Annotated in this window: 23 protein-coding genes and 1 tRNA gene; 10 read left to right on the top strand and 14 right to left on the bottom strand. The window is 68.5% G+C overall.

Annotation, left to right across the window (positions count from 1 at the left end; all coding sequences use genetic code 11):
• Nucleotides 1-903 carry a tRNA (adenosine(37)-N6)-dimethylallyltransferase MiaA gene (gene miaA, locus ACIBTM_RS33120; protein WP_395881081.1) on the bottom strand — a complete coding sequence of 301 codons (903 nt, stop codon included), beginning with the start codon at nt 901-903 and terminating at the stop codon, nt 1-3.
• A complete protein-coding gene (locus tag ACIBTM_RS33115) occupies nt 900-1,589 on the bottom strand; it encodes a class III extradiol dioxygenase subunit B-like domain-containing protein (RefSeq protein ID WP_395881080.1) in 690 nt (229 codons plus the stop codon). Before ACIBTM_RS33115 ends, miaA begins: the two co-directional genes overlap by 4 nt.
• A 235-nt stretch (nt 1,590-1,824) precedes the next feature.
• On the opposite strand from ACIBTM_RS33115, the gene ACIBTM_RS33110 reads away from it, so the two are divergent.
• Together ACIBTM_RS33110 and ACIBTM_RS33105 are read left to right on the top strand one after the other, a co-directional pair.
• A complete protein-coding gene (locus ACIBTM_RS33110; RefSeq protein WP_395881079.1) occupies nt 1,825-3,138 on the top strand; it encodes a DUF349 domain-containing protein in 1,314 nt (437 codons plus the stop codon).
• Between the two features lie 180 nt (nt 3,139-3,318).
• Nucleotides 3,319-3,777 (top strand): hypothetical protein, encoded by a 459-nt coding sequence (locus ACIBTM_RS33105; protein ID WP_395881078.1) that lies wholly within the window; start codon nt 3,319-3,321, stop codon nt 3,775-3,777.
• Here ACIBTM_RS33105 and ACIBTM_RS33100 read toward each other — a convergent pair.
• A complete protein-coding gene (locus tag ACIBTM_RS33100; protein WP_395881077.1) occupies nt 3,774-4,235 on the bottom strand; it encodes a hypothetical protein in 462 nt (153 codons plus the stop codon). The genes ACIBTM_RS33105 and ACIBTM_RS33100 overlap by 4 nt on opposite strands.
• Nucleotides 4,232-5,746, bottom strand: a complete 1,515-nt coding sequence (miaB, locus tag ACIBTM_RS33095; protein ID WP_016332724.1) for a tRNA (N6-isopentenyl adenosine(37)-C2)-methylthiotransferase MiaB — start codon at nt 5,744-5,746, stop codon at nt 4,232-4,234. The genes ACIBTM_RS33100 and miaB overlap by 4 nt, the downstream gene beginning before the upstream one ends.
• Nucleotides 5,747-5,762: 16 nt before the next feature.
• Between miaB and ACIBTM_RS33090 the strand changes: the two genes are divergently transcribed.
• Nucleotides 5,763-6,674: a TAXI family TRAP transporter solute-binding subunit gene (locus tag ACIBTM_RS33090; protein WP_395881076.1), complete on the top strand. Its 912-nt coding sequence runs from the start codon at nt 5,763-5,765 to the stop codon at nt 6,672-6,674.
• Here the strand turns inward: ACIBTM_RS33090 and ACIBTM_RS33085 are convergent.
• Together ACIBTM_RS33085 and ACIBTM_RS33080 are read right to left on the bottom strand one after the other, a co-directional pair.
• A complete protein-coding gene (locus tag ACIBTM_RS33085) occupies nt 6,664-8,064 on the bottom strand; it encodes a sensor histidine kinase (RefSeq protein WP_395881075.1) in 1,401 nt (466 codons plus the stop codon). The two genes, ACIBTM_RS33090 and ACIBTM_RS33085, sit on opposite strands and share 11 nt — an antisense overlap.
• A gap of 4 nt (nt 8,065-8,068) precedes the next feature.
• The gene (locus tag ACIBTM_RS33080; protein WP_395881074.1) at nt 8,069-8,758 is read right to left on the bottom strand and encodes a response regulator transcription factor; all 690 of its coding nucleotides are present in this window, start codon (nt 8,756-8,758) and stop codon (nt 8,069-8,071) included.
• A 396-nt stretch (nt 8,759-9,154) separates the two neighbouring features.
• Between ACIBTM_RS33080 and ACIBTM_RS33075 the strand changes: the two genes are divergently transcribed.
• From ACIBTM_RS33075 to ACIBTM_RS33055, 5 genes are all read left to right on the top strand, one after another.
• Nucleotides 9,155-9,883: an amino acid ABC transporter ATP-binding protein gene (locus ACIBTM_RS33075; RefSeq protein WP_007029281.1), complete on the top strand. Its 729-nt coding sequence runs from the start codon at nt 9,155-9,157 to the stop codon at nt 9,881-9,883.
• 55 nt (nt 9,884-9,938) lie between these two features.
• On the top strand, nt 9,939-10,793 hold the full coding sequence (locus ACIBTM_RS33070) for a glutamate ABC transporter substrate-binding protein (protein ID WP_395881073.1): 855 nt from the start codon (nt 9,939-9,941) through the stop codon (nt 10,791-10,793).
• Between the two features lie 84 nt (nt 10,794-10,877).
• Nucleotides 10,878-11,573 (top strand): amino acid ABC transporter permease, encoded by a 696-nt coding sequence (locus ACIBTM_RS33065; protein WP_395881072.1) that lies wholly within the window; start codon nt 10,878-10,880, stop codon nt 11,571-11,573.
• Nucleotides 11,570-12,475, top strand: a complete 906-nt coding sequence (locus ACIBTM_RS33060) for an amino acid ABC transporter permease (RefSeq protein ID WP_395881071.1) — start codon at nt 11,570-11,572, stop codon at nt 12,473-12,475. The genes ACIBTM_RS33065 and ACIBTM_RS33060 overlap by 4 nt, the downstream gene beginning before the upstream one ends.
• Nucleotides 12,476-12,599: 124 nt before the next feature.
• Nucleotides 12,600-13,043 (top strand): class I SAM-dependent methyltransferase, encoded by a 444-nt coding sequence (locus ACIBTM_RS33055; RefSeq protein ID WP_395881070.1) that lies wholly within the window; start codon nt 12,600-12,602, stop codon nt 13,041-13,043.
• Between the two features lie 147 nt (nt 13,044-13,190).
• On the opposite strand, the gene ACIBTM_RS33050 is transcribed toward ACIBTM_RS33055, so the two are convergent.
• From ACIBTM_RS33050 to ACIBTM_RS33030, 5 genes are all read right to left on the bottom strand, one after another.
• Nucleotides 13,191-13,262: transfer RNA gene (locus ACIBTM_RS33050), tRNA-Glu, on the bottom strand.
• 313 nt (nt 13,263-13,575) lie between these two features.
• Nucleotides 13,576-14,328 (bottom strand): succinate dehydrogenase/fumarate reductase iron-sulfur subunit, encoded by a 753-nt coding sequence (locus ACIBTM_RS33045; RefSeq protein WP_005164720.1) that lies wholly within the window; start codon nt 14,326-14,328, stop codon nt 13,576-13,578.
• A complete protein-coding gene (locus ACIBTM_RS33040; RefSeq protein WP_395881069.1) occupies nt 14,325-16,241 on the bottom strand; it encodes a fumarate reductase/succinate dehydrogenase flavoprotein subunit in 1,917 nt (638 codons plus the stop codon). Before ACIBTM_RS33040 ends, ACIBTM_RS33045 begins: the two co-directional genes overlap by 4 nt.
• Nucleotides 16,242-16,292: 51 nt before the next feature.
• Entirely contained in the window at nt 16,293-17,123 is an 831-nt protein-coding gene (locus ACIBTM_RS33035; RefSeq protein ID WP_395881068.1) for a hypothetical protein, read from the bottom strand.
• On the bottom strand, nt 17,120-17,407 hold the full coding sequence (locus ACIBTM_RS33030; RefSeq protein WP_016332714.1) for a hypothetical protein: 288 nt from the start codon (nt 17,405-17,407) through the stop codon (nt 17,120-17,122). The genes ACIBTM_RS33035 and ACIBTM_RS33030 overlap by 4 nt, the downstream gene beginning before the upstream one ends.
• A gap of 265 nt (nt 17,408-17,672) precedes the next feature.
• Here ACIBTM_RS33030 and edd point away from each other — a divergent pair, with 265 nt between their 5' ends.
• Together edd and eda are read left to right on the top strand one after the other, a co-directional pair.
• Complete coding sequence (edd, locus tag ACIBTM_RS33025) at nt 17,673-19,562, top strand: phosphogluconate dehydratase (protein ID WP_395881067.1); 1,890 nt, start codon at nt 17,673-17,675, stop codon at nt 19,560-19,562.
• Nucleotides 19,559-20,179, top strand: a complete 621-nt coding sequence (gene eda / locus ACIBTM_RS33020; RefSeq protein WP_016332712.1) for a bifunctional 4-hydroxy-2-oxoglutarate aldolase/2-dehydro-3-deoxy-phosphogluconate aldolase — start codon at nt 19,559-19,561, stop codon at nt 20,177-20,179. Before edd ends, eda begins: the two co-directional genes overlap by 4 nt.
• A gap of 49 nt (nt 20,180-20,228) precedes the next feature.
• On the opposite strand, the gene ACIBTM_RS33015 is transcribed toward eda, so the two are convergent.
• The 3 genes from ACIBTM_RS33015 to ACIBTM_RS33005 all read right to left on the bottom strand — a co-directional run bounded on the left by ACIBTM_RS33015 (nt 20,229) and on the right by ACIBTM_RS33005 (nt 21,870).
• Nucleotides 20,229-20,666, bottom strand: coding sequence for a GNAT family N-acetyltransferase (locus ACIBTM_RS33015; RefSeq protein ID WP_395881066.1), 438 nt, complete (start codon nt 20,664-20,666; stop codon nt 20,229-20,231).
• A gap of 89 nt (nt 20,667-20,755) precedes the next feature.
• The gene (locus tag ACIBTM_RS33010) at nt 20,756-21,196 is read right to left on the bottom strand and encodes an iron chaperone (protein ID WP_395881065.1); all 441 of its coding nucleotides are present in this window, start codon (nt 21,194-21,196) and stop codon (nt 20,756-20,758) included.
• A 50-nt stretch (nt 21,197-21,246) separates the two neighbouring features.
• Entirely contained in the window at nt 21,247-21,870 is a 624-nt protein-coding gene (locus ACIBTM_RS33005; protein WP_395881064.1) for a glyoxalase, read from the bottom strand.
• Nucleotides 21,871-21,995 lie beyond the last annotated feature (125 nt).

The following is a 21,995-nucleotide window of genomic DNA, read 5'->3' as shown; positions in this document are numbered from 1 at the left end:
TTACTGGGCCACCGCTTCGAGGACGCGCTCGGCCAGCCGCTCCGAACCGCCGTCGAACCACCGGATGCGCTTGTCCCGCCGGAACCAGGAACGTTGTCTCCGCACGAACCTCCGGGTGGCCTGTGCGGTGGCCGCCGACGCGGCCGCGAAGTCACCGTCGCCGTCGAGCGCGGCGATCACCTGTTGGTAGCCCAGCGCCCTCGACGCGGTGAGCCCGTCACGGAGTCCCCGGCCCAGCAACGTCCGGACCTCGTCGACGAGCCCGGCCTCGAACATGAGCTCCACGCGGCGGTCGACGCGGGCGTCGAGTTCCGCCGGTTCGCGATCGATGCCGATCAAGACGGTGTCGTAGCGCGCCGGTCCGGGTTTCGGGAGGTTCGCCGAGAACGGTTCGCCGGTGATCTCGATGACCTCCAGCGCGCGCACGATCCGGCGGCTGTTGGTCGGCAGGATGGCCGTCGCGGCGATGGGGTCCAGCTCCGTGAGCCGGGCATGCATCGCGGCGACGCCGATTTCGTCCGCCTCGGCGGTCAGCCTGGCGCGCACGTCCGGATCGGTGCCTGGGAACTTGAGGTCGTCGAGCACGGCCTGGACGTAGAGGCCCGACCCGCCGGTGAGAATGGGCACACGGCCGGCGTCGAGGAGTTCTTCGACGCATCGGCGTGCGTCGCGCTGGTACGCGGCGACGGACGCCGTCTCGGTGACGTCGAGGACGTCGAGCAGGTGATGCGGCACGCCTCGCCGCTCTTCGACGGTCGCCTTGGCCGTCCCGATGTCCATCCCGCGGTAGAGCTGCAGCGCGTCGGCGTTGACCACCTCACCCCCCAGGGTGAGGGCGAGTTCGACCGCCAGGGCGGTCTTCCCGGTCGCCGTGGGCCCGACGACCGCGACGGGCCGGATCACGCGTGCTCCCAGACCGCGACGTGGTAGCCGACGCCGAACGGCGCGGCCGAGTAGAGCACCTCGGCGGCCCAGTCACCGCCAGCCGCCAGACCGGCGAGGACCTGCCAGGGCGCCCGGCCTCCGGCCCCGAGCTCGGCGGCCAAGGCGGGGTCGAGCGCGGCCAGCGCTCCCGTGTCGGCCTTGGCCAGCGCGTCGCGGATCCCGGCGTCGAAACCTTCCGCGCGCGCGTCCTCACCTCCGGGGGAACGGGGGCCGTGCCTGCTCGAACCGTCGCCGAGAACGAGCACGGCGAGGTGCTCCCCCAGCGCACGGGCGAACTGTTCGCACTGGTCAGCGGGGGTGGCGGGGTCCACGAGGTGGACACGAACGGACGACGCGCCACCCTGCTCGCGAAGCCAGCCGGCGACGAGCGCGGGCAACGGCAGCTCGATTTCGGGCGCCGTCACCCGGCTGAGTGAGACTCCGAGGTCGACGCCGAAACCGCGGAAAGAGCCGCTCGCGTGTTCCGGCACTTCGGGCGCGCCGGCGGCCGCGCCGATGACGACCCAGTCCGGTGAAGCGCTGGTCAGGCGCCACGCCGCGGCGAGGCAGGCTTCGCGCAGCTCGGCGCACTCGTCCGCCGCTCCGGCGGCCAGTTCGGGGATGAGCAGCGGGGGTTGCGGGAGCACGGCGAGGCGGCGGATCACGGCCGCCGACGTTACCTTCCCCGCCACCTACGACCTGCAACCGACCGACACAGAGGGTCCTCCGGAAGTAGGATCACTGCCCTCTGCTGATTCATCCGGTTCCACGGTGGACGCTGAGCTGCTTGAATGCCGCAAGGGGTTGATGCCCCCGAAGCAAGACGGCAACGCATTACCCGGCCCCGCCGCTAGGCGGGGCGCCCGCGCCAGCGGGCGTACAGGCGATAAGGAGCCTGCGATGGCCCAGGAGAACACGTCCACCGGTACCCCGGCACCGCACCCGGTACCGCACGCGCTCGGTGGCGGGCATCCCGCACCCCCCGTGCCGCCCGCCGAGCCCAGCCCGTCCGCATGGGGAAGGGTCGACGAAGAAGGAACGGTCTACGTCACCACACCCGACGGCGAACGCGCGGTCGGTGTCTGGCAGGCCGGGAGCCCGGACGAGGGTCTGCTCCATTACGCGCGCCGCTTCGACGACCTGCGCACCGAGGTCGAGCTGCTGGAGACCCGGCTGGAGTCCGGCGCGGGCGACCCGAAGCACGCGCTGGCGACGGCCACGCAGCTGCGCGACGGCCTCGCCGAAGCCGCCGTCGTCGGCGACATCGCCGCGCTGAACGGCCGCATCGAGCAGGTCATCGCCCACGCCGAGAAGGCGCTGGCCTCGGCCAAGCAGGAGCGCGAGGAGGCCCGCGCGGCCGCCGTCGTCCGCAAGCAGGCCCTCGCCGACGAGGCCGAGAAGCTCGCCGCCGAGTCGACCCAGTGGAAGGCCGCCGGCGACCGGCTGCGCGCGATCCTGGACGAGTGGAAGACCGTCAAGGGCGTCGACCGCAAGACCGACGACGAGCTGTGGAAGCGGTTCTCCAAGGCCCGTGAGGCGTTCAACCGCCGCCGCGGCTCGCATTTCGCCGAGCTCGACAAGCAGCGCGCCGGAGCCAAGCACCGCAAGGAAGAGCTGATCGCCGAGGCGGAATCGCTCTCGGAGTCGTCGGACTGGGGTGAGACGGCGGGTCGCTACAAGGACCTGATGACCGAGTGGAAGGCCGCCGGCCGCGCGCCCAAGGACAGCGACGAGGCGCTCTGGCAGCGGTTCCGCGCCGCGCAGGACAAGTTCTTCGCCCGGCGGTCCGCGGTGTTCTCCGAGCGGGACGCCGAGTTCGCGACCAACGCGCAGCAGAAGGAAGAGCTCCTCGTCGAGGCCGAGAAGATCGATCCCGCCGCGAACCTGGAGGCGGCGAAGCAGCACATGCGCCGCATCCAGGACCAGTGGGACGAGATCGGCAAGGTCCCGCGCGAGCGTATCCGCGAGCTGGACGGGCGCCTGAAGGCCGTGCAGGACGCGATCAAGTCGGCCGAGGACAGCAAGTGGCGGCGGACCGACCCGGAGGCGCAGGCCAGGGCGGCGCAGTTCCGCGAGCGGGTCGAGCAGTTCGAGTCGCAGGCGGCCAAGGCCCGTGCGGCGGGTGACGAGCGGCGCGCGAAGAAGGCGGACGAGCAGGCCGCGCAGTGGCGTGAGTGGCTCGAGGCGGCGGAAGCGGCCATCGCGGACCGGTAGGTCTTCGGCGCTCTGAAGTGCTATGAACGGTCCGTTCCTTGCAAATTTTGCAAGGAACGGACCGTTCATAGCGTTCGCGGGCGGGGAGGGGCCGCACGCGTCACTCCACTGTGGAGGGATACGTCGCTCATTGGTGCGTATTCGAGCGCTCTCCGCGCTCAACCGTGCTGAACTTCGATCATGAACCAGACACTGATTCCCCCAGTACGCCGGGCGTTCGCCGCCCTGGCGATCAGTTGTGCTCTGGTGGCCGGGCTCGCCCCGGCCGCGTCGGCGGCCGGTGCCCCGGCCCCGGTCCCGGCCTCCCCCGAAGCCGGCAAGACGAAGGTCAAACTCGACGCCTCGCTGAGCAAGAAGGAGGCGAAGGTCAACGAGAAGGTCACCCTGAAGGGCAGTCTGCAGGCCCTGAACGGCGCCCGGACCGACGGCACGGACACCCTCGAAGCGATCATCGTGCAGCAGCTTCAGGGCAGCGTGTGGGTGAACATCGCCGACACGACCTGCCGGCCCAACTCGACGTTCTCCCTGAAGCTGAGCTTCTCCTTCAGCGCGGTGATCACGCTGCGGGCCTACCACCCCGAAACGACGCTCTACGCGAGCGCGTACACGTCCAGCAACCTCACCTTGCGCGTCAGCTAGCTCCGCGAGAAGGCGGCACGCATCCAGTAGATGGCCAGCGCGACGGTGGCGATCCAGGCGACGATCAACCCGAAGCCCGGACCGCCACCGGCCGCGCCGGTCGCGTGCGAGGACTGCTGGGACCAGATCGCGAGCATTCCGTCGACGGAGGCGAACCAGCCGCCCGCGGCGCAGACCCAGGCCAGCCACCAGCGCCGGGTCACCAGCGTGACGGCGCCGACGAACACCCCGATACCGGTGGAGGTCGCGGCGAACAGCTGCGGGATCCCGCCGCCCTTGCCGAGCAGCACCTCCCAGCCGGCGTGCTCGCCGACCCAGGGCAGCAACTGGGCGACCAGCAGCACGAACACCAGCACGGCGATGGTGAACCCGCGCCTGCCCAGCTCGATCGTCTTGGCCGCGCGTTCGCCGACCTCGTCGATCTCGGCGGCGAGTTCGTCGATCTTCGGTTCGGTCACAGTGCACACCCGCTCACCGGTTCCGGCGTGACGGCCGGGGCACCGAAGCCCGGTAGGCCCAGCGTCACGCCGTTGGTCTTCGGCCGCAGCCCGGCCTCGGAGTTGTCGCCCGCCTTGGTGCGGCGGTGCGACAGCAGGTCACCGTCGGCGACGAGGTGGTGCGGGGCGCCGTAGGTCACCACGGTCTCGACGACGTCGCCGGGCCGCACCGAGCGGTCCACCAGCGGCCCCGTCGGCGTGAAGTGGACGAGCCTGCCGTCACGGGCGCGGCCGCTCATCCGCTGCGTCTCGGTGTCCTTGCGGCCTTCGCCGGAGGCCACCAGCAGCTCGACCCGCCGTCCGACGATCTTCTTGTTCTCGTCCCAGGAGATGTCGTTCTGCAGTTTCACGAGCCGCTCGTAGCGCTCCTGCACGACCTCCTTCGGCAGCTGCCCGTCCATCTCGGCGGCGGGAGTACCCGGCCGGATCGAGTACTGGAAGGTGAACGCGCTGGAGAACCGTGCCTGCGCGACGACGTCGAGCGTCGCCTGGAAGTCCTCCTCGGTCTCACCGGGGAAGCCGACGATGATGTCGGTGGTGATCGCGGCGTCGGGCATAGACTCGCGCACGCGGTCGAGGAGCTTGAGGTAGCGCGCCGAACGGTAAGACCGCTTCATCTCGCGCAGCACCCGGTCCGAACCGGACTGCAGCGGCATGTGCAGCTGGTGGCACACGTTCGGCGTCTCGGCCATCGCGTCGATGACGTCCTCGGTGAAGGCCGCCGGATGCGGCGAGGTGAAGCGGACGCGCTCCAGCCCGTCCACCGAACCGCAGGCGCGCAGCAGCTTCCCGAACGCGAGCCGGTCGCCGAATTCGACGCCGTAGGAGTTCACGTTCTGGCCGAGCAGGGTCACCTCCAGCACACCTTCGGCGACGAGCGCCTCGACCTCGGCCAGGATCTCGCCGGGACGGCGGTCGCGTTCCTTGCCGCGCAGCGCCGGGACGATGCAGAAGGTGCAGGTGTTGTTGCAGCCGACCGAAATCGACACCCAGCCCGCGTACGCCGAGTCGCGCTTCGCCGGAAGCGTCGAAGGGAAGGTCTCGAGTGATTCGAGGATCTCGACCTCGGCCTCGGCGTTGTGCCGCGCGCGCTCCAGCAGCGTCGGCAGCGAACCGATGTTGTGCGTGCCGAAGACGACGTCGACCCAGGGCGCGCGCTTGACGATCTCGCCGCGGTCCTTCTGCGCGAGGCAGCCGCCGACGGCGATCTGCATGTCCGGCTTCGCGGTCTTCTGCGGGCGCAGATGGCCGAGGGTGCCGTACAGCTTGTTGTCCGCGTTCTCCCGCACGGCGCAGGTGTTGAACACGATCAGGTCGGGTGTGGCCTCGCCGTCACCCGGAACGTAGCCGGCGTCCTCGAGCTGCCCGGCAAGACGTTCGGAGTCATGCACGTTCATCTGGCAGCCGAAGGTGCGGATCTGGTAAGTGCGCGCGCTCATCTCGCCTTCGAGGGTACGCGGGCGGGGTTCCATGGCACGATCGACCCTCATGAGGAGACCAGGGGTGCTGGCGGCGGTGATCGCCGTGGTCTGTGCCCTGGTCACCGGGTGCGGACCCGATCTGTCCGGGACGAAGGTGCGGATCGCGGCGGGGCTCAACGGCGGCGTCTACGACAAACTGGCCGAGGCACTGGCCGACGCGTGGGCCGCGCAGCTGGACACCGACCGGCCCGAGATCCAGGAGACGCATGGCTCCCCGGACAACGTCGACCGGGTGCGCGCGGGGAAGGCCGACGTCGCGTTCGTGGCCGCCGACGTCGCCGCCGACAAGAACGCCGGGCTGGCCGCGCTGGCCCGCGTGCACGACGACTACCTGCACGTCATCGTGCGGGCCGACTCCCCGATCAAGTCGTTCGCCCAGCTGCGGGGACGCAAGGTCGCGATCGGCTCGCCGGACTCGGGCGTCGAGTTCGTCTCGAACCAGCTGCTGAAGGCGTCGGGGCTGACCGGTGCGATCGACCGGCGCAATCTGGGCCTTCCCGAGGCGCTGCCCGCGCTGGAGAACCGGCAGATCGACGCCGTCATCTGGTCGGGTGGCCTGCCGACGCCGTCGATCACCGAGAAGGTGCACACGGTCGGCCTGCGGCTGCTCGACATCACCGACCTCGCGGACGCGCTGCGGGCCACCAGCCCGGTGTACCGGACCGCGACCATCCCGGTGACCGCCTACAACCTGCCGTCGCCGGTGACCACGCTCGTGCTGCCGAATTTCCTGGTGGTGCCCACGTCGATGCCCGACGACGTCGCCGAGGCGCTGGTGCGCGGGCTGTTCGACGCGCGGGAGCAGCTGGTGAAAGCGGCCGGGGCGGCGTTGTCGATCGACATCCATCCCGCCATCGAGACCGCTCCCCTGCCGCTGCATCCGGGCGCGCTGCGCTACTTCCGGTCGCTCAAGAACTAGCGACCGGCAGGGTCACGGTCACTTCGAGGCCGCCGCCCTCGGGTGAACCGAGCCGCAGCGAACCGTCCGATCGGGCCAGGATCTCGGTGACGATCGCCAGGCCGAGGCCGGAGCCGGGCACGTTCTGATGCGCGGTGCTGCGCCAGAACCGGTCCGCCGCGCGTTCCAGCTCCTCTTCGCGCAGGCCGGGGCCGTGGTCGCGGACGGCGATGTCCACCTTCCCGTCCGCGGTGGTGACGTCGACCCGCACCTCCGTCCCCGGCTCGGTGAATTTGAGCGCGTTGTCCAGCAGCGCGTCGAGGACCACTTCGAGGCCGCGCGCGGGTGTGAGCACCCTCAGCCCGCCGCCCAGCCCGGACGCGGCCAGGGTGATGTCGCGTGCCGCGCCGACGACGGCCCAGTCGGCGACCCGGGCGCCCACCATCTCGTCGAGGCCGACCGGTACGAGTTCGCCACCCGAGGCTTCGGCCTTGGCCAGCGAAAGGAGATCGTCGAGGATCTGGTTGAGCCGTCGCGCGTCGACGAGGGCGGCTTCGAGGTCCGCCGCCGCCAGGTCGTCGTCGACGTGCCCGTCGAGGTTGCCGAGCCTGATCTTCAACGCGGTCAACGGGTTCCGCAGCTGGTGGGAGGCGTCGGCGACGAACGAGCGCTGCGCCGACAGCGCCTCGTCGACACTGGCGGCCATCCGGTCGAAGGAGCGTTCGAGCTGCCGCAGTTCCGGCGGACCGCCCGTCTCCCCCACCCGTTTGACCTCGCGGCCGCTGACCACGGCGGCGACCAGTTCGCCGGTGGCGTCGTCGAGCCGCCGGACCGGGCCCAGGATCCAGCGCACCACCGGCACCGCGACCAGCAGCGCGAGCCCGAACGCCAGCACCGCCCCCGCCGCGATGAGCAGCCACCACCACAGCAGTTCGGTGCGCGCCTTGTCCGTCGAGGAGACGGTGATCACCGCGCCCCGCACCTCGCCGTCGATCAGGATCGGCTCGGCCAGCACCAGCGGCTCGGTGGTCCACGGCATCAGCAGCGGTCCGGGTTCCGAACGCCGCCCGGCCAGCGCCTGCTGCAGATGCGAGGCGATGACGGGGTCCTTGAAGTCGATCCCGGCCGTCTCACCCGGCCCTCTGGCGACGGATTCGCCGTCCTGGTCGACGATCGCCACCGGTACCCCGTAGACCTCGGTGTAGCGGCGGAGTTCGTCCTCGATCAGGTCCGGCCGGTTCTCCACCAGCGGGCGCTGGGCCAGCGACGCGAACCGGGAGGTGTCGGTGAGCCGGTCGAGGAAGAGGTCGAGCTGCACACTGGCCGCCACGCTGAGCGCGAGCGGGATGCCGAGGCCGAACACGAGCGCCGCGACCAGCGTCAGCACGATCGCCTGGAGCCGGACGCGCACCGGCTCAGCCCTCTTCGGCCGGGCCGTAGGCGCCGCCGAGCCGGTACCCGACGCCGCGAACGGTCTCGATCAGCGCGGGCCTGCCGAGTTTGGTCCGCAGGGTGGCGACGTGGACGTCGAGCGACCGGCTCTCCGCCGGGCCGCGGTGTCCCCAGACCTCGTTCAGCACGTGGTCGCGGGCGCAGACCGCGCCGCGTGCGGTGACCACCAGTGCGAGCACCTGGAATTCCTTGCGGGACAACGAAACCGGCTGCCCGTCCACCTGCACCTCATGGCGCCCGATATCGACGGAGACATCACCCGCCCGGATGACACCCGGCACTTCGGGGGCGGCAGGCCGCTCCCCGCGGCGACGGCGCACGGCCTCGACGCGGGCGACCAGCTCGTCCACGTCGTAGGGCTTCACCAGATAGTCGTCGGCGCCGGACCGCAACCCCTGGATCCGGTCGTCGACCTCGCCCCGCGCCGAAACGACGATCACCGCGACGTCGCTGACCGCGCGGATCCGGCGGCACAGGACGATCCCGTCGATGTCGGGGAGCCCCAGGTCGAGCAGCACGACGTCGACCTCGTGCACCAGATCGAGCACCCCGGCGCCGGAGGCCAGGCGTTTGATCGTCAGGCCGCGCCGGGTCAGCGCGGGCGTCAAGGCACCCGCGACCCGGTCGTCGTCCTCCACCAGCAGTACCCGCACCCGTGTTTTCCCTTTCACGCCGTCCCCGCACCGCGACGAGGTGAAGAACGACTCTATGGGGCGAGTCACCCCTCGCGCTGCCCGTACCGCTGGGCCGGATGGCCCTGTGAGCGACCCACTGCACGCGGTAATGGTCACGATGCGTCACAGATCTGTTGTGACCCCGGTTACGGGACACCCCTGCTTTGTCTAGGCTGATCAGCGCCGGACGGAGGTGGACCGAGGCCGTCCGGTGGCTTGAGAACGATACGGACTTGAAACCCTAAGTATTGGTCAAGCCGTCTTTACAAGCGGTCCGACGGGAGTAGGTTTCCGCCATCGCGTGGTGCCTGACCCCGCAGTCCCCTGCAAACGAACGCTCCTGGAGGCCAGATGACCGCGGAGGTGGCGACGCCGATGATCAAGGCGGCCGCCGTGAACAAGTACTTCGGCGACCTGCACGTGCTCAAGGAGATCAACCTCGAGGTGCCGCGTGGGCAGGTCGTGGTCGTGCTCGGGCCGTCCGGGTCTGGCAAGTCGACGCTGTGCCGGGCGATCAACCGGCTGGAACCCATCAACTCCGGCGAGATCGCGGTGGACGGTGTTCCGCTGCCCGCCGAAGGAAAGGCGCTGGCCGCGCTGCGCGCCGACGTCGGCATGGTGTTCCAGTCGTTCAACCTGTTCGCGCACAAGACGATCGTCGAGAACGTCATGCTCGCGCCGATGAAGGTCCGCAAGGTCAACTCGGCCGAGGCCCGCAAGACCGCGATGGACCTGCTCGAACGCGTCGGCATCGCCAACCAGGCCGACAAGTACCCGGCCCAGCTTTCCGGCGGGCAGCAGCAGCGTGTGGCGATCGCCCGCGCGCTGGCCATGCGCCCCAAGGTGATGCTGTTCGACGAGCCGACCTCGGCGCTGGACCCGGAGATGGTCCAGGAGGTCCTCGACGTGATGACCACGCTCGCCAAGGACGGGATGACAATGCTCGTCGTCACCCACGAGATGGGCTTCGCGCGGCGCGCGGCGAACCGGGTGGTGTTCATGTCCGACGGCGAGATCGTCGAGGACTCCACCCCGGACGACTTCTTCACCAAGCCGAAGACGGATCGCGCCAAGGACTTCCTCGGCAAGATCCTGACCCACTGAGGTCTTCCCCGCCGGCCGGTATGGCTGGACAAGATTCGGAAGGAAACTGAGAACAATGCGGTTGAACCGAGTTCTGCGTATGAGCGCGGCCGTCGTGGCGGCCGGTCTCGCCCTCACCGCCTGCGGTGGCGGCGGGTCGGACACCGGCAGCGGCTCCGGCGCCAAGAACGTGGTGGCGAAGGCCAAGAACGACAAGAAGCTGACCATCGGCATCAAGTTCGACCAGCCCGGTCTCGGTCAGAAGCAGGCCGACGGCACCTACGCCGGGTTCGACGTCGACGTGGCGAAGTACATCGCCAAGGAGCTCGGCGTCGAAGAGTCGGGGATCACCTGGAAGGAAGCGCAGTCCGCGCAGCGCGAGGACCTGATCAAGAAGGGTGAGGTCGACTTCATCGTCGCCACCTACTCGATCACCGACAAGCGCAAGAACGAGGTCTCCTTCGCGGGCCCGTACTTCATCGCCCACCAGGACCTCCTGGTCCGCGCCGACTCCACCGACATCACCGGCCCGGAGTCGCTGACCGGCAACAAGAAGCTCTGCTCGGTCAAGGGTTCGACCCCGGCGCAGAACGTCAAGGAAAAGTACGCCAAGGAAGTCCAGCTCGAAGAGCGCGGCAAGTACACCGACTGCGTCACCTCGCTGCTCAACAAGACCGTCGACGCGATGACCACCGATGACGTGATCCTCGCCGGCTACGCCGCGCAGCAGCCCGGCAAGCTGAAGCTGGTCGGCAAGGGCTTCACCGACGAGAAGTACGGTGTCGGCCTGAAGAAGGACGACAACGAGAGCATCACCGCGATCAACAACGCGATCAAGAAGATGCAGCAGGACGGCGCTTGGAAGGCCGCTCTGGAGAAGAACGTCGGCCCGTCGGGTTACAAGATCCCGGAGCCCCCGGCCATCTCCTGACCCCCGGCTCGCTGAGCCGCTGAACTGAAGGAATCGAACGGTGCGCCGTGTACCGCGGCGCACCGTTCCCATACCGAGGCTGGGTTGAGCACCTTGTTCGATTTCCTCGACAATCCCAATTACGACTTGCTCGGCGCCTTCTGGATGACGATCAAGCTGACCTTCTTCTCCGCCATCGGTTCCCTGATCTGGGGCACCATCCTGGTGGGGATGCGGGTCAGCCCGGTTCCGATCATGCGGGCGTTCGGCACCGCCTACGTCAACATCTTCCGGAACACCCCGCTGACGGTGATCATCGTCTTCACGTCGCTGGGTTTGTCCTCCACCCTGGGGCTCAACCTGGCCTCGTCGGACTCGACGACGTCGTTGGAGGACAACGCCTTCCGGCTCGCGATCCTCGGCTTCATCGCCTACACCGCCACATTCGTCTGTGAATCGCTGCGGTCCGGTATCAACACCGTCCCCGTCGGCCAGGCCGAAGCGGCCCGCGCGCTGGGCCTCGGCTTCGTCCAGGTGCTGACACTGATCGTGCTCCCGCAGGCGTTCCGGTCGGTGATCGCGCCACTCGCGAACGTCATGATCGCGTTGCTGAAGAACACCACCGTCGCCTCGATCATCGGCGTGGCGGAGGCCTCTCTGCTGATGTCGGACATGATCGAGAACGAGTCCGACTCGCTGCTGCTGGTCTTCCTCCTGTTCGCCATCGGGTTCGTCATCCTGGTCCTCCCCCTCGGCCTGCTGCTGGGCTGGGTCGCCAAGAAGGTCGAGGTCAAGCGATGAGCGCACAGACCGTCCTCTACGACATCCCCGGCCCGAAGGCGCGGGCGCGAAACTGGCTCTACAGCGTTCTTTTCGTGCTCGTCCTGGCGCTGGCCGCGTACTACATCTACGCGGGTTTCGATGAGAAGAACCAGTGGGCCGGCGCGCTGTGGGAGCCCTTCCTCAAGGGCTCCACCTGGTCCGAATTCATCGTGCCCGGTCTGCTCAACACCCTGAAGGCCGCGGCGCTGTCGATCGTGATCGCGTTGCCGATCGGCGCGCTGCTGGGTATCGGCAGGTTGTCCGACCACAAATGGGTGCGGGTCCCGGTCGGCGCCGTCGTCGAATTCTTCCGGGCGATCCCGGTGCTGCTGCTGATGGTCTTCGCCGCAGCGTTCTACGCGTTCTACACCGACATCGACGCCGAGATCCGCCCGCTGTTCGCCGCGGTGACGGGTCTGGTGCTCTACAACGGCTCGGTCATGGCCGAGGTGTTCCGTGCGGGCATCCTTTCGCTGCCCAGGGGCCAAGGTGAGGCCGCGTCCGCGCTGGGCATGCGCAAGACCCAGATCATGATGACCGTCCTGCTGCCGCAGGCGGTCACCCTGATGCTGCCCGCGCTGGTGAGCCAGCTGGTGGTCATCCTCAAGGACACCGCACTGGCGGGCCAGCTGACCATCGGCTTCAACGAGCTGATCCGCAGCACCGGACCGCTCACCGGTCTCTACGGCAACACGATCCCGACGCTGATCGTCGTCGCGATCATCTTCATCGTGCTGAACCTGCTCCTGACGAAGTTCGCGAGCTGGCTGGAGAACAAGCTGGCGCGGCGAAAGAAGGCACCCCGCGGTGCCAAGCCGGTGCACTCCGCACCGTCGAGCGTCGTCCTGCAGCGCGACGACGCGAGCGGCGGGGCACTGTAAGCTCCACAGAAGTACATGAAGGCCCCCTTCCTTGCGCCTAAGTACAGGGAGGGGGCCTTCATGTACTTCGGGATAGGCCTCTTGGTCCTGTCGGGACAGCAGCCGCTCGGCTAGCGTCGGCCGTATGGCGGACCAGGCCGCGACGCTGCTCGAAGCGCTGCCGGACCTGGCGAACAGGGCGGTCCTGGTCGTCGGGTGCGGCGATGGCCGCTATCCGCGCCTGTTCCGGCGAGAGGGCGCGCGCCGCGTAGTCGGCGTCGACGCGGATCAGGCCTTGATCGCGGCCGCGCAACGCGAAGAGGAACGCGACCCCGTCGGGATCTCCTACGAGGTCCACCAGCTCGCCCGGCTGCCGGTGATGGGTGCCTTCGACATCATCCTGGCCTTCCTGGACTCCCCCGCCCATCTTGGTCGCGTCGCCGAGAGCCTGGTGACCGGCGGTCTGCTGGTGGTCGTCGCCACGAACGGGCTCAACTTGGAAGAAGGCCTACGGGACAACGGTTTCCAGGACCTCGTCCTGCGCCGCCACGAAGACGGCGACGTGCACAGCGCCCGCAAGGAGGTTTGAGTCGCGCACCCTGGTGTCGAGCCAGGCTGGCCGGGGCTATGAATCCCGGCCGGTCGCCGGACCGTGCGCGTCTGGCGGTATGGGACACACGGACCCCACACCGCCGCACCGGTACGACGGAACAGGTTTCCCCGCCGTGCCGGGGCGTAGCGCGTGTGGGAGTCGAACCCACGTCACCGGGGTGAAAACCCGGTATCCCTTCCGCTGGACCAACGCGCCTTGGCCTGGAACACAGTCCGGCACGCACCGCGCACCGGACTGCTTCGTTCCAGAAATCTGGGTCACCGAAAAGAAAAGCCGCCCGGTTCGGTTTCCCGAAGGGCGGCTCCGCGTATACGACGTCCGGCTAGGACGGCGGCGTGGAGCCGTGTTTCTCTTCCATGCCAAGGAAAGGACAGGCCATGCGGTACTGCGTCATGCGTCCTCCTCGGTCGGTGTGCGGTAAGTGTGCGACAGGCAAGGGAGCGGCTGCAACCGATTAAAAAGAATGGCGAGGACGGTCAGAGCCGCCCTCGCCACTCACCAGGAATGGCTACTTGTCCCGCCGGAACAGTTTGTTCCCCAGCCACACGATGGGGTCGTACTTCCGGTCCGCGACGCGTTCCTTCATCGGGATCAGCGCGTTGTCGGTGATGTGGATGCCCTCCGGGCACACGTCCGAACAGCACTTGGTGATGTTGCAGTACCCGAGCCCGTGCTCCTCCTGCGCCTCGTCGCGCCGGTCGGCGACGTCGAGGGGGTGCATTTCGAGTTCGGCGATCCGCATCAGGTACCGGGGCCCGGCGAAGGCCTCCTTGTTCTCCTCGTGGTCACGCACCACGTGGCAGGTGTTCTGGCACAGGAAGCACTCGATGCACTTGCGGAACTCCTGCGAGCGCTCGACGTCCACCTGCTGCATCCGGTACTCCCCCGGTTTGAGCTCCGGGGGCGGCGTGAACGACGGGATCTCGCGTGCCTTGGTGTAGTTGAACGACACGTCGGTCACCAGGTCGCGGATCACCGGGAAGGTCCGCATCGGTGTCACGGTGATGACCTCGTCCTCGGTGAAGGTCGACATCCGCGTCATGCACAGCAACCGTGGTTTGCCGTTGATCTCCGCCGAGCACGAACCGCATTTGCCCGCCTTGCAGTTCCACCGCACCGCCAGATCCGAGGCCTGGGTGGCCTGCAACCGGTGGATGATGTCGAGGACGACCTCGCCCTCGTTGACCTCGACGCTGTAGTCCTGCAGTTCGCCCGAATCGGCGTCGCCGCGCCAGACCCGGAAACTCGCCTTGTAGCTCATGCCGGACTCCCGGGGTGCGAAGTCAGTTCTTCTTCGGTGTAGTACTTCCCGAGCTCGGAGAGTTCGAACAGCTCCAGCAGGTCCTGCCGCAGCGGCGTCTGTGCCTTGACCTCGACGCCGATGTCCGGCACCACCGGGTTGTCGCCCGGCGTCGCCGAGCAGACCAGGAGTTTGTTGCGCCACTGGGCGTCCATGCCCGGATGGTCGTCCCGCGTGTGCCCGCCCCGGCTCTCGGTCCTGGTGAGCGCGGCCCTGGCGACGCATTCGCTGACCATCAGCATGTTCCGCAGGTCGACGGCGAGATGCCAGCCGGGGTTGAACTGCCGGTGTCCTTCGACGGTGACCCGCTTGATCCGCTCGCGCAGCTCCCCGAGCTTCTCCAGCGCCCGCTCGATCTCCTCCGCCTTGCGGATGATGCCGACCAGGTCGTTCATCGACTGCTGCAGTTCGGTGTGCAGGCTGTACGGGTTCTCCTCGACACCGTCGCCCGGCGGGTCGAACGGCGCGAGCGCCATCGCCGCGGCGGCGTCCACATCGGACTGACTGACCTTCGGGCGGTCCTTCAGCTCCGCGACGTAGGACGCGGCGCCGAGGCCGGCGCGACGGCCGAAGACGAGCAGATCCGACAGCGAATTGCCGCCGAGCCGGTTCGAGCCGTGCATCCCGCCCGAGCACTCGCCGGCGGCGAACAGCCCCGGCACGCTCGACGACGCGGTGTCCGGGTCGACCTCGATCCCGCCCATCACGTAGTGACAGGTGGGTCCGACCTCCATCGGTTCCTTCGTGATGTCGACGTCGGCGAGTTCCTTGAACTGGTGGTACATCGACGGCAGCCGCTTGCGGATCTCCTCCGCGGGCAGCCTGCTGGCGATGTCGAGGAAGACCCCGCCGTGCGGCGATCCCCGGCCCGCCTTGACCTCGGAGTTGATCGCGCGCGCCACCTCGTCACGCGGCAGCAGGTCCGGGGTGCGCCGGTTCTGCTCCTGGTCGGTGTACCAGCGGTCGGCTTCCTCTTCGCTGTCCGCGTACTGCCCCTTGAACACCTCGGGGACGTACTCGAACATGAACCGCTTGTCCTCGGTGTTCTTGAGGACCCCGCCGTCACCGCGGACGCCTTCGGTGACCAGGATCCCCTTCACACTCGGCGGCCAGACCATGCCCGTCGGGTGGAACTGGACGAACTCCATGTTGATGAGCGTCGCCCCGGCCCGCAGCGCCAGCGCGTGCCCGTCACCGGTGTACTCCCACGAGTTCGAGGTGACCTTGAAGGATTTCCCGATACCGCCGGTCGCCAGCACCACCGCCGGCGCCTCGAACAGGATGAACCGGCCGCTCTCGCGCCAATACCCGAAGGCGCCGGAGATCCGGCCGTCTTCGGTCAGCAGCTCGGTGATCGTGCATTCGGCGAAAACCTTGATCCTCGCCTCGTAGTCACCGGTCTCCTTGAAGTCCTCTTGTTGCAGCGAAACGATTTTCTGCTGCATCGTGCGGATCAGTTCGAGCCCGGTGCGGTCGCCGACGTGCGCCAGCCGCGGGTACGTGTGCCCGCCGAAGTTGCGCTGGCTGATCCGGCCGTCGGCGGTGCGGTCGAACAGCGCGCCGTAGGTCTCCAGTTCCCAGACCCGGTCCGGCGCCTCCCTGGCGTGGAGTTCGGCCATCCGCCAGTTGTTGAGGAACTTCCCGCCACGCATGGTGTCGCGGAAGTGCACCTGCCAGTTGTCGTTCGAGTTCGCGTTGCCCATCGACGCCGCGCAACCGCCTTCGGCCATCACCGTATGCGCCTTGCCGAAGAGCGATTTGCACACCACCGCGACGCTGAAGCCACGTTCACGGGCTTCGATGACCGCGCGGAGACCGGCACCGCCGGCACCGATCACCACCACGTCGTAGCTGAGCCGTTCGACCTCGGTCATGAAAAGAGCCACCTCAAAGCTTGTCGCCGGGGACGGGAGATTCCCGCACCGCTAGTTGATGAACCGCAGATCCGAAAGGGCACCGCTCGCCACGAGCATCACGTAGAGGTCGGTCAGCACGAGGGTGCCGAGCGTCGTCCACGCCAGCGCCATATGGCGGGTGTTGAGTTTCGTCACCTGGGTCCAGATCCAGTAGCGGACCGGATGTTTGGAGAAGTGCTTGAGCCTGCCACCGGTCACGTGACGGCACGAATGGCATGACAACGTGTAGGCCCACAACAGGATCACGTTGCCGAGCAGCACGATGTTGCCGAGCCCGAAACCGAATCCGCCGGTCTTGCCGTGGAACGCGGTGATCGCGTCGTAGGTGTTGACCAGCGAGACGACCACGGCCACGTAGAAGAAGTAGCGGTGGGCGTTCTGGATGATCAGCGGCAGCCGGGTCTCCCCGGTGTACTTCGCGTGCGGTTCGGCGACCGCGCAGGCCGGCGGCGAGAACCAGACGGCCCGGTAGTAGGCCTTGCGGTAGTAGTAGCAGGTCAGCCGGAAGCCCAGCAGGAACGGCAGGACCAGGAAGCCGAGCGGGATGAAGCCCGGCAGTTCACCGATCCAGGCCCCGAAATGCCGGGAGCCTTCGACGCAGGATTCCGAGACACAGGGCGAGTAGAACGGCGTCAGGTAGTGGTACTCGGGCACCCAGTACGCGGTGCGCACGAAGGACCTGATCGTCGCGTAGATGATGAAGGCGGAGAGGCCGAGGACGGTCAGCAGCGGGGACAGCCACCACCGGTCGGTGCGCAGCGTTTTTTCGGCGATCAGGGCCCGCGACGGTGCGCGGACCCCCGTACCCCGTCCGGCCTCATTGCCGGCGGGGGCGCTCACCGCTGGTCGCGCTTGTAGCCGCCGACGCCTTCGTCATCGGCGCCTTGCCACAGCGCCGGGTCGTAGGGCGTATCGGGAACTTGGACACGATCGGCGGCCTTCGCCTGCGCGGGCACCGCGTTCGGGGTCGTGTCGAGATCCGTCGCGTCGATGTCGAGCCGCTCGACGTCGTTCGCCAGGCGCCGTACCGCCGAGGCGTCGCCGTATCGGGAACGCAGCGCGCCGACGCACTGCCTCAGCTGACCGATGGCTCGCCGAAGCTCGGCGATCTCTGTGGTGGACATCGGTACCTCCCGATGGTCGGTTCGGTTGGCCGCTTGAGCCCGAGAGGGCAAGCGATTCCTCGCCATCCCGACTCTGCCGCGCGTTGTGCAATGTGACAAGTAGCACAGTAGAACCTAGGGGCGTGACGGAGGTCACGCGAGTCGATCTTCTGTATCGATTTTGATTCGGGCTTTCCCCTGGGCTACTGTGGCCACTGTCACGACCCAGCGACGTCAGCGTTGCCGTCCCGCGGACCACCACGACCCAGTGATCCGGAGCCGGACAATGAGCACCGCCCCGAACGTCCACCCCATCATCGCCGAAGTCACCGAGCGCATCGCCGCCCGCAGCGCCGAAACCCGCGCCGCGTACCTCGAGCGCGTCGCGGCCGCCCACGAAGAAGGACCTGTGCGGCGCGGCCTCGACTGCAGCAATCTCGCCCACGGCTTCGCCGCGATGGAGGGTGTCGACAAAGCGGCACTGCGCGCCGCGCGGGCGCCGGGCGTCGCGATCGTCTCGTCCTACAACGACATGCTTTCGGCGCACCAGCCGATGCAGGAATACCCCGCGATGCTGAAGGGCTCGGTCCGCCAGGCCGGCGGGGTGGCCCAGTTCGCCGGCGGCGTGCCCGCGATGTGCGACGGCGTCACCCAGGGCCGCCCGGGGATGGAGCTGTCGCTGTTCAGCCGCGAGGTGATCGCGATGTCGACCGCGATCGCGCTGTCCCACGACATGTTCGACGCGGCGCTGCTGCTCGGCGTCTGCGACAAGATCGTGCCCGGCCTGCTGATCGGGGCGCTGTCCTTCGGGCACCTCCCGGCGATCCTGGTGCCCGCCGGACCGATGAACTCGGGCCTGCCGAACAAGGAGAAGGCGCGCGTGCGCCAGCTCTACGCCGAGGGCAAGGCGACCCGCGAAGACCTGCTGGACGCCGAAGCGGCTTCGTACCACTCGGCGGGAACGTGCACCTTCTACGGCACCGCCAACTCGAACCAGATGGTCGTCGAGGTGATGGGCCTGCACCTGCCGGGTGCCAGCTTCGTGCAGCCGAACTCGCCGCTGCGGCGGGTGCTCACCGAAGAGGCCGGGCGCCGCGTCGTGAAGCTCTCGCGAGGTGAGGAGTACACCCCGGTCTCGCGCGTGATCGACGAGAAGGCCGTCGTCAACGGCGTCATCGCACTGCTCGCCACGGGCGGCTCGACCAACCACACGATGCACCTCGTCGCGATCGCCGCCGCCGCGGGCATCCAGCTGACGTGGGACGACTTCTCCGACCTGTCGTCGGTGATCCCCCTGCTGGCCCGCGTGTACCCGAACGGCAGCGCGGACATCAACCACTTCCACGCCGCCGGGGGCATCCAGTTCCTGGTCGGCACACTGCTCGACGCCGGACTGCTGCACGAGGACGTCCAGACCGTCGCCGGTCCGGGCCTGCACCGCTACCGGCAGGAGCCGATCCTTTCCGAGGGCGAACTGGTCTGGCGCGACGTCCCGACGCGCAGCCTCGACGAGGACGTCCTGCGTCCCGCGTGGCGGCCGTTCGCCGCCGACGGCGGGCTGCGGATGGTCGCGGGCAACCTCGGCCGCGCGGTGATCAAGGTGTCGGCGGTGGCGCCGGAGCACCGGGTCGTGCAGGCCCCGGCGCGGGTCTTCACCGACCAGCAGTCCTTCAAGGACGCTTTCGCGGCCGGTGAGCTGGACCGCGACGTCGTCGTGGTCATCCGTCAGCAGGGCCCGCGGGCCAACGGGATGCCGGAACTGCACGGGCTCACCCCGGCGCTGGGGGTGCTGATGGACCGCGGGCACCAGGTGGCGTTGCTCACCGACGGCCGGATGTCGGGCGCGTCCGGCAAGATCCCCGCCGCGATCCAGGTGACCCCGGAAGCCGCTGCGGGAGGCCCGATCGCGCGGATCGCCGACGGCGACGTCGTCCGTCTCGACGCGAAGGCCGGGACTCTCGACATCCTCGTGGGTGACGAAGAACTCGCCCGTCGTGAACTGGTGGACTCCCCGCCTTCGGAGGCATCCTGGACCGGCACCGGCCGGGAGCTGTTCGCGGCGCTGCGCCGCGCGGTCGGACCCGCCGATCAGGGCGCGAGCGTGTTCGGACCGCTCACGCCGGAACACTTCGGCGCTCCGGCGCACACGTTGACCCCTGTGGAGGTAACCCAGTGACCACCGGCGCCGACCTGCTCGGCCTGTCCCCCGTGATGCCCGTCGTCGTACTCGACGACGCCGCCGACGCCGTGCCCACCGCACGGGCCCTGCTCGCGGGCGGGATCGGCGTGATCGAGCTGACCCTGCGCACTCCGGCGGCACTCGCCTCCATCGAGCGGATCGCCGCGGAGGTCCCGGAGATCGTCATCGGCGCCGGCACGGTCACGGCGCCCGAGCACGCCAAGCAAGCAGCCGACGCCGGCGCGAAGTTCCTGGTGACCCCCGGCTGCACGGACGCCGTGCTGGACGCCGCGTTCGACACCGGTCTGCCGTTCCTGCCGGGCGCGAGCACGGTTTCGGAGGCGATGCGGCTGGCCGAACGCGGGCTGACCGCGCTGAAGTTCTTCCCCGCCGAGGCCAGCGGCGGTGTGGCGTACCTGAAGTCGATCGGCGGGCCACTGCCCGGGCTGAAGTTCTGCCCGACCGGCGGGATCACCGTGAAGACCGCGCCGGACTATCTCGCACTGTCCAATGTGGGCTGCATCGGCGGTTCGTGGCTGACCCCGAAGGATGCCTTGGCAGCCAAGGACTTCGGGAAGATCGAAGCCTTCGCGGCGGAGGCTTCGAAGCTCTGATCCAGCTCGGTGAGGGCCACTCGTTGGGACGGGTGGCCCTCATTTTTCTTCACAGTGGCAACTGGTACTGGATGAAGCCCCGGTTGACCGCGACCCGGTCGTACAGGCGGCGCGCGGTGACGTTGGATTCCTTGGTGTGCCAGTAGACCCTGCCGCACTCACGGGTGCGCGCCCAGTCCGCGACGGCCTCGATCAGCGCCCGCGCGACCCCCTTGCCGCGGGCTTCCGGCGCGGTGAACAGATCTTGCAGGTAACAGACGTCGGTGAGCGCGGAAGTACTGGGATGTACCAGGAAATGCACGATCCCGACGAGCTCGCCGCCCACCTGGGCACCGAGCGCGTGCATCCGCTCCCCCGCCCGGAACTCGCGCCAGGCTCGGTCGTAGACCTCTTGCGGCGCAACACGTTCGTAGAAGGCGATGTACGCGCGGAACAGGTGTTCCCAGGCTTCGCGGTCTTCGGGCTTCAGGGGCTCGATGGTGATCATGTCCGTCCTCCCAGTGATCACCCGAGCCTAGAGTTTCGCCGCCGTCCCGCGTGTGGCCACTCACGCGGTAAAACGGGCTGCCACTCCGGTCAGCTGACGGCTTGCTTCACCAAGGCGGCGACGCGCTTCTTCACCGCAGGGGTGGCCTCGGTCAACGCGAAGGCCGTCGCCCACATCGCACCGTCGTCGAGCTGGGCGGCCTCGTTGAAGCCGAGCGTGGCGTACCGCGTCTTGAATTTGGCCGCCGCTTGGAAGAAGCAGACGACCTTGCCGTCCAGCGCGTAGGCGGGCTGGCCGTACCAGAGCTTCGGCGCGAGCATCGGCGCGTTCGCCTTCACGACGTCGTGGACCAGCTCGGCCAGCACCCGGTCCTCATCGGGCATCTCGGCGATCTTCGCGACCACGTCCTGCTCCGCCGCCGCGGCCTTGTCGGCGGCCGAGCCACGGCGCGCGGCCTTCTTCATGTCCTGGGCGTGTTCCTTCATCGCGGCCTTCTCTTCGGCCGTGAATCCTTCGTACGTGGTGCTCATGGTGTTTTCTCCTTGGTAAGCGGCGAGCGGGGGCATCCGGAAGTGGCACATCAGGACTGGGCGGCGAGCGCCGAGGTCTCCCAGGCGAACCCGTCCGGGTCGGTGAACGGGGCGGCGCCGCAGATCGCGATGCGGTGCGAGCCGGTGCCCTCGGGGGACACGCCGGCGTCCTTGGCCAAGGCCTTGCGCTTGTACAGCGCCAGCTTCACGAGGCCCGAGCCGGCTTCGAACTCGACGTACACGCGGCCGAAGCTCTTGCCCACGGTGAGGCCGTGCTCGACGTAGAACTTCTTGCTCGCGGCCACATCGGCGACTCCCAGGAGCAGCACGATGTCGTCGAACTCGCGGGCGGCGGGCGCGGTGTTCTTCTTGGCCGAGGTGGCGATCTTCCAGATCGCGCCGTCCGGGGCCTGGATGGTGCCGCCGTAACCCCACATCGACTTCGCGGCGGGCTTGATCACGGTCGCCCCGGCGGCGACCGCGGCGTCGATGAGCGCGTCGGCGTTGGCGGGCTGGGAAACCGTGAGGGAAAGGGTGTAGCCGCGGAAGCCGGTGGACGGCTCCTGCGAAGCCCGCAGGCGAAGCTGGGGGCCGAGCCCGAAGGCGGTGGCGTAGAAGCTTTCGGCGGCCTCGGTGTCGGCCACTTCGAGGGTGATCGCGTCGATGAAGTTCATGCCGGTAACGCTATTTCGCGGCGGGCTTCCGGCGCTTCTCGATTCCTGATCGGTCGTATCAGTGCTGGTCAGAGCCTTGCTGGAGGTCGATCGCGGGTCGTGATCGATCTTCTGGGCCCGTCCTG

The sequence above is a fragment of the Amycolatopsis sp. NPDC049868 genome (assembly GCF_044461365.1).
Classification (GTDB): Bacteria; Actinomycetota; Actinomycetes; order Mycobacteriales; family Pseudonocardiaceae; genus Amycolatopsis.
This window is presented reverse-complemented; position numbering and strand designations above follow the sequence as displayed.

Coding starts and splice junctions, on each gene's coding strand:
- ACIBTM_RS33015 (WP_395881066.1), bottom strand. CDS start 20,666: ATGATCACCATCGAGCCCCTGAAGCCCGAAGACCGCGAAGCCTGGGAA.
- ACIBTM_RS33030 (WP_016332714.1), bottom strand. CDS start 17,407: ATGTCCACCACAGAGATCGCCGAGCTTCGGCGAGCCATCGGTCAGCTG.
- miaB (WP_016332724.1), bottom strand. CDS start 5,746: ATGGAACCCCGCCCGCGTACCCTCGAAGGCGAGATGAGCGCGCGCACT.
- ACIBTM_RS33105 (WP_395881078.1), top strand. CDS start 3,319: ATGAACCAGACACTGATTCCCCCAGTACGCCGGGCGTTCGCCGCCCTG.
- ACIBTM_RS33060 (WP_395881071.1), top strand. CDS start 11,570: ATGAGCGCACAGACCGTCCTCTACGACATCCCCGGCCCGAAGGCGCGG.
- ACIBTM_RS33005 (WP_395881064.1), bottom strand. CDS start 21,870: ATGAACTTCATCGACGCGATCACCCTCGAAGTGGCCGACACCGAGGCC.
- ACIBTM_RS33010 (WP_395881065.1), bottom strand. CDS start 21,196: ATGAGCACCACGTACGAAGGATTCACGGCCGAAGAGAAGGCCGCGATG.
- ACIBTM_RS33070 (WP_395881073.1), top strand. CDS start 9,939: ATGCGGTTGAACCGAGTTCTGCGTATGAGCGCGGCCGTCGTGGCGGCC.
- ACIBTM_RS33110 (WP_395881079.1), top strand. CDS start 1,825: ATGGCCCAGGAGAACACGTCCACCGGTACCCCGGCACCGCACCCGGTA.
- ACIBTM_RS33075 (WP_007029281.1), top strand. CDS start 9,155: ATGATCAAGGCGGCCGCCGTGAACAAGTACTTCGGCGACCTGCACGTG.
- ACIBTM_RS33045 (WP_005164720.1), bottom strand. CDS start 14,328: ATGAGCTACAAGGCGAGTTTCCGGGTCTGGCGCGGCGACGCCGATTCG.
- ACIBTM_RS33090 (WP_395881076.1), top strand. CDS start 5,763: ATGAGGAGACCAGGGGTGCTGGCGGCGGTGATCGCCGTGGTCTGTGCC.
- ACIBTM_RS33055 (WP_395881070.1), top strand. CDS start 12,600: ATGGCGGACCAGGCCGCGACGCTGCTCGAAGCGCTGCCGGACCTGGCG.
- ACIBTM_RS33040 (WP_395881069.1), bottom strand. CDS start 16,241: ATGACCGAGGTCGAACGGCTCAGCTACGACGTGGTGGTGATCGGTGCC.
- edd (WP_395881067.1), top strand. CDS start 17,673: ATGAGCACCGCCCCGAACGTCCACCCCATCATCGCCGAAGTCACCGAG.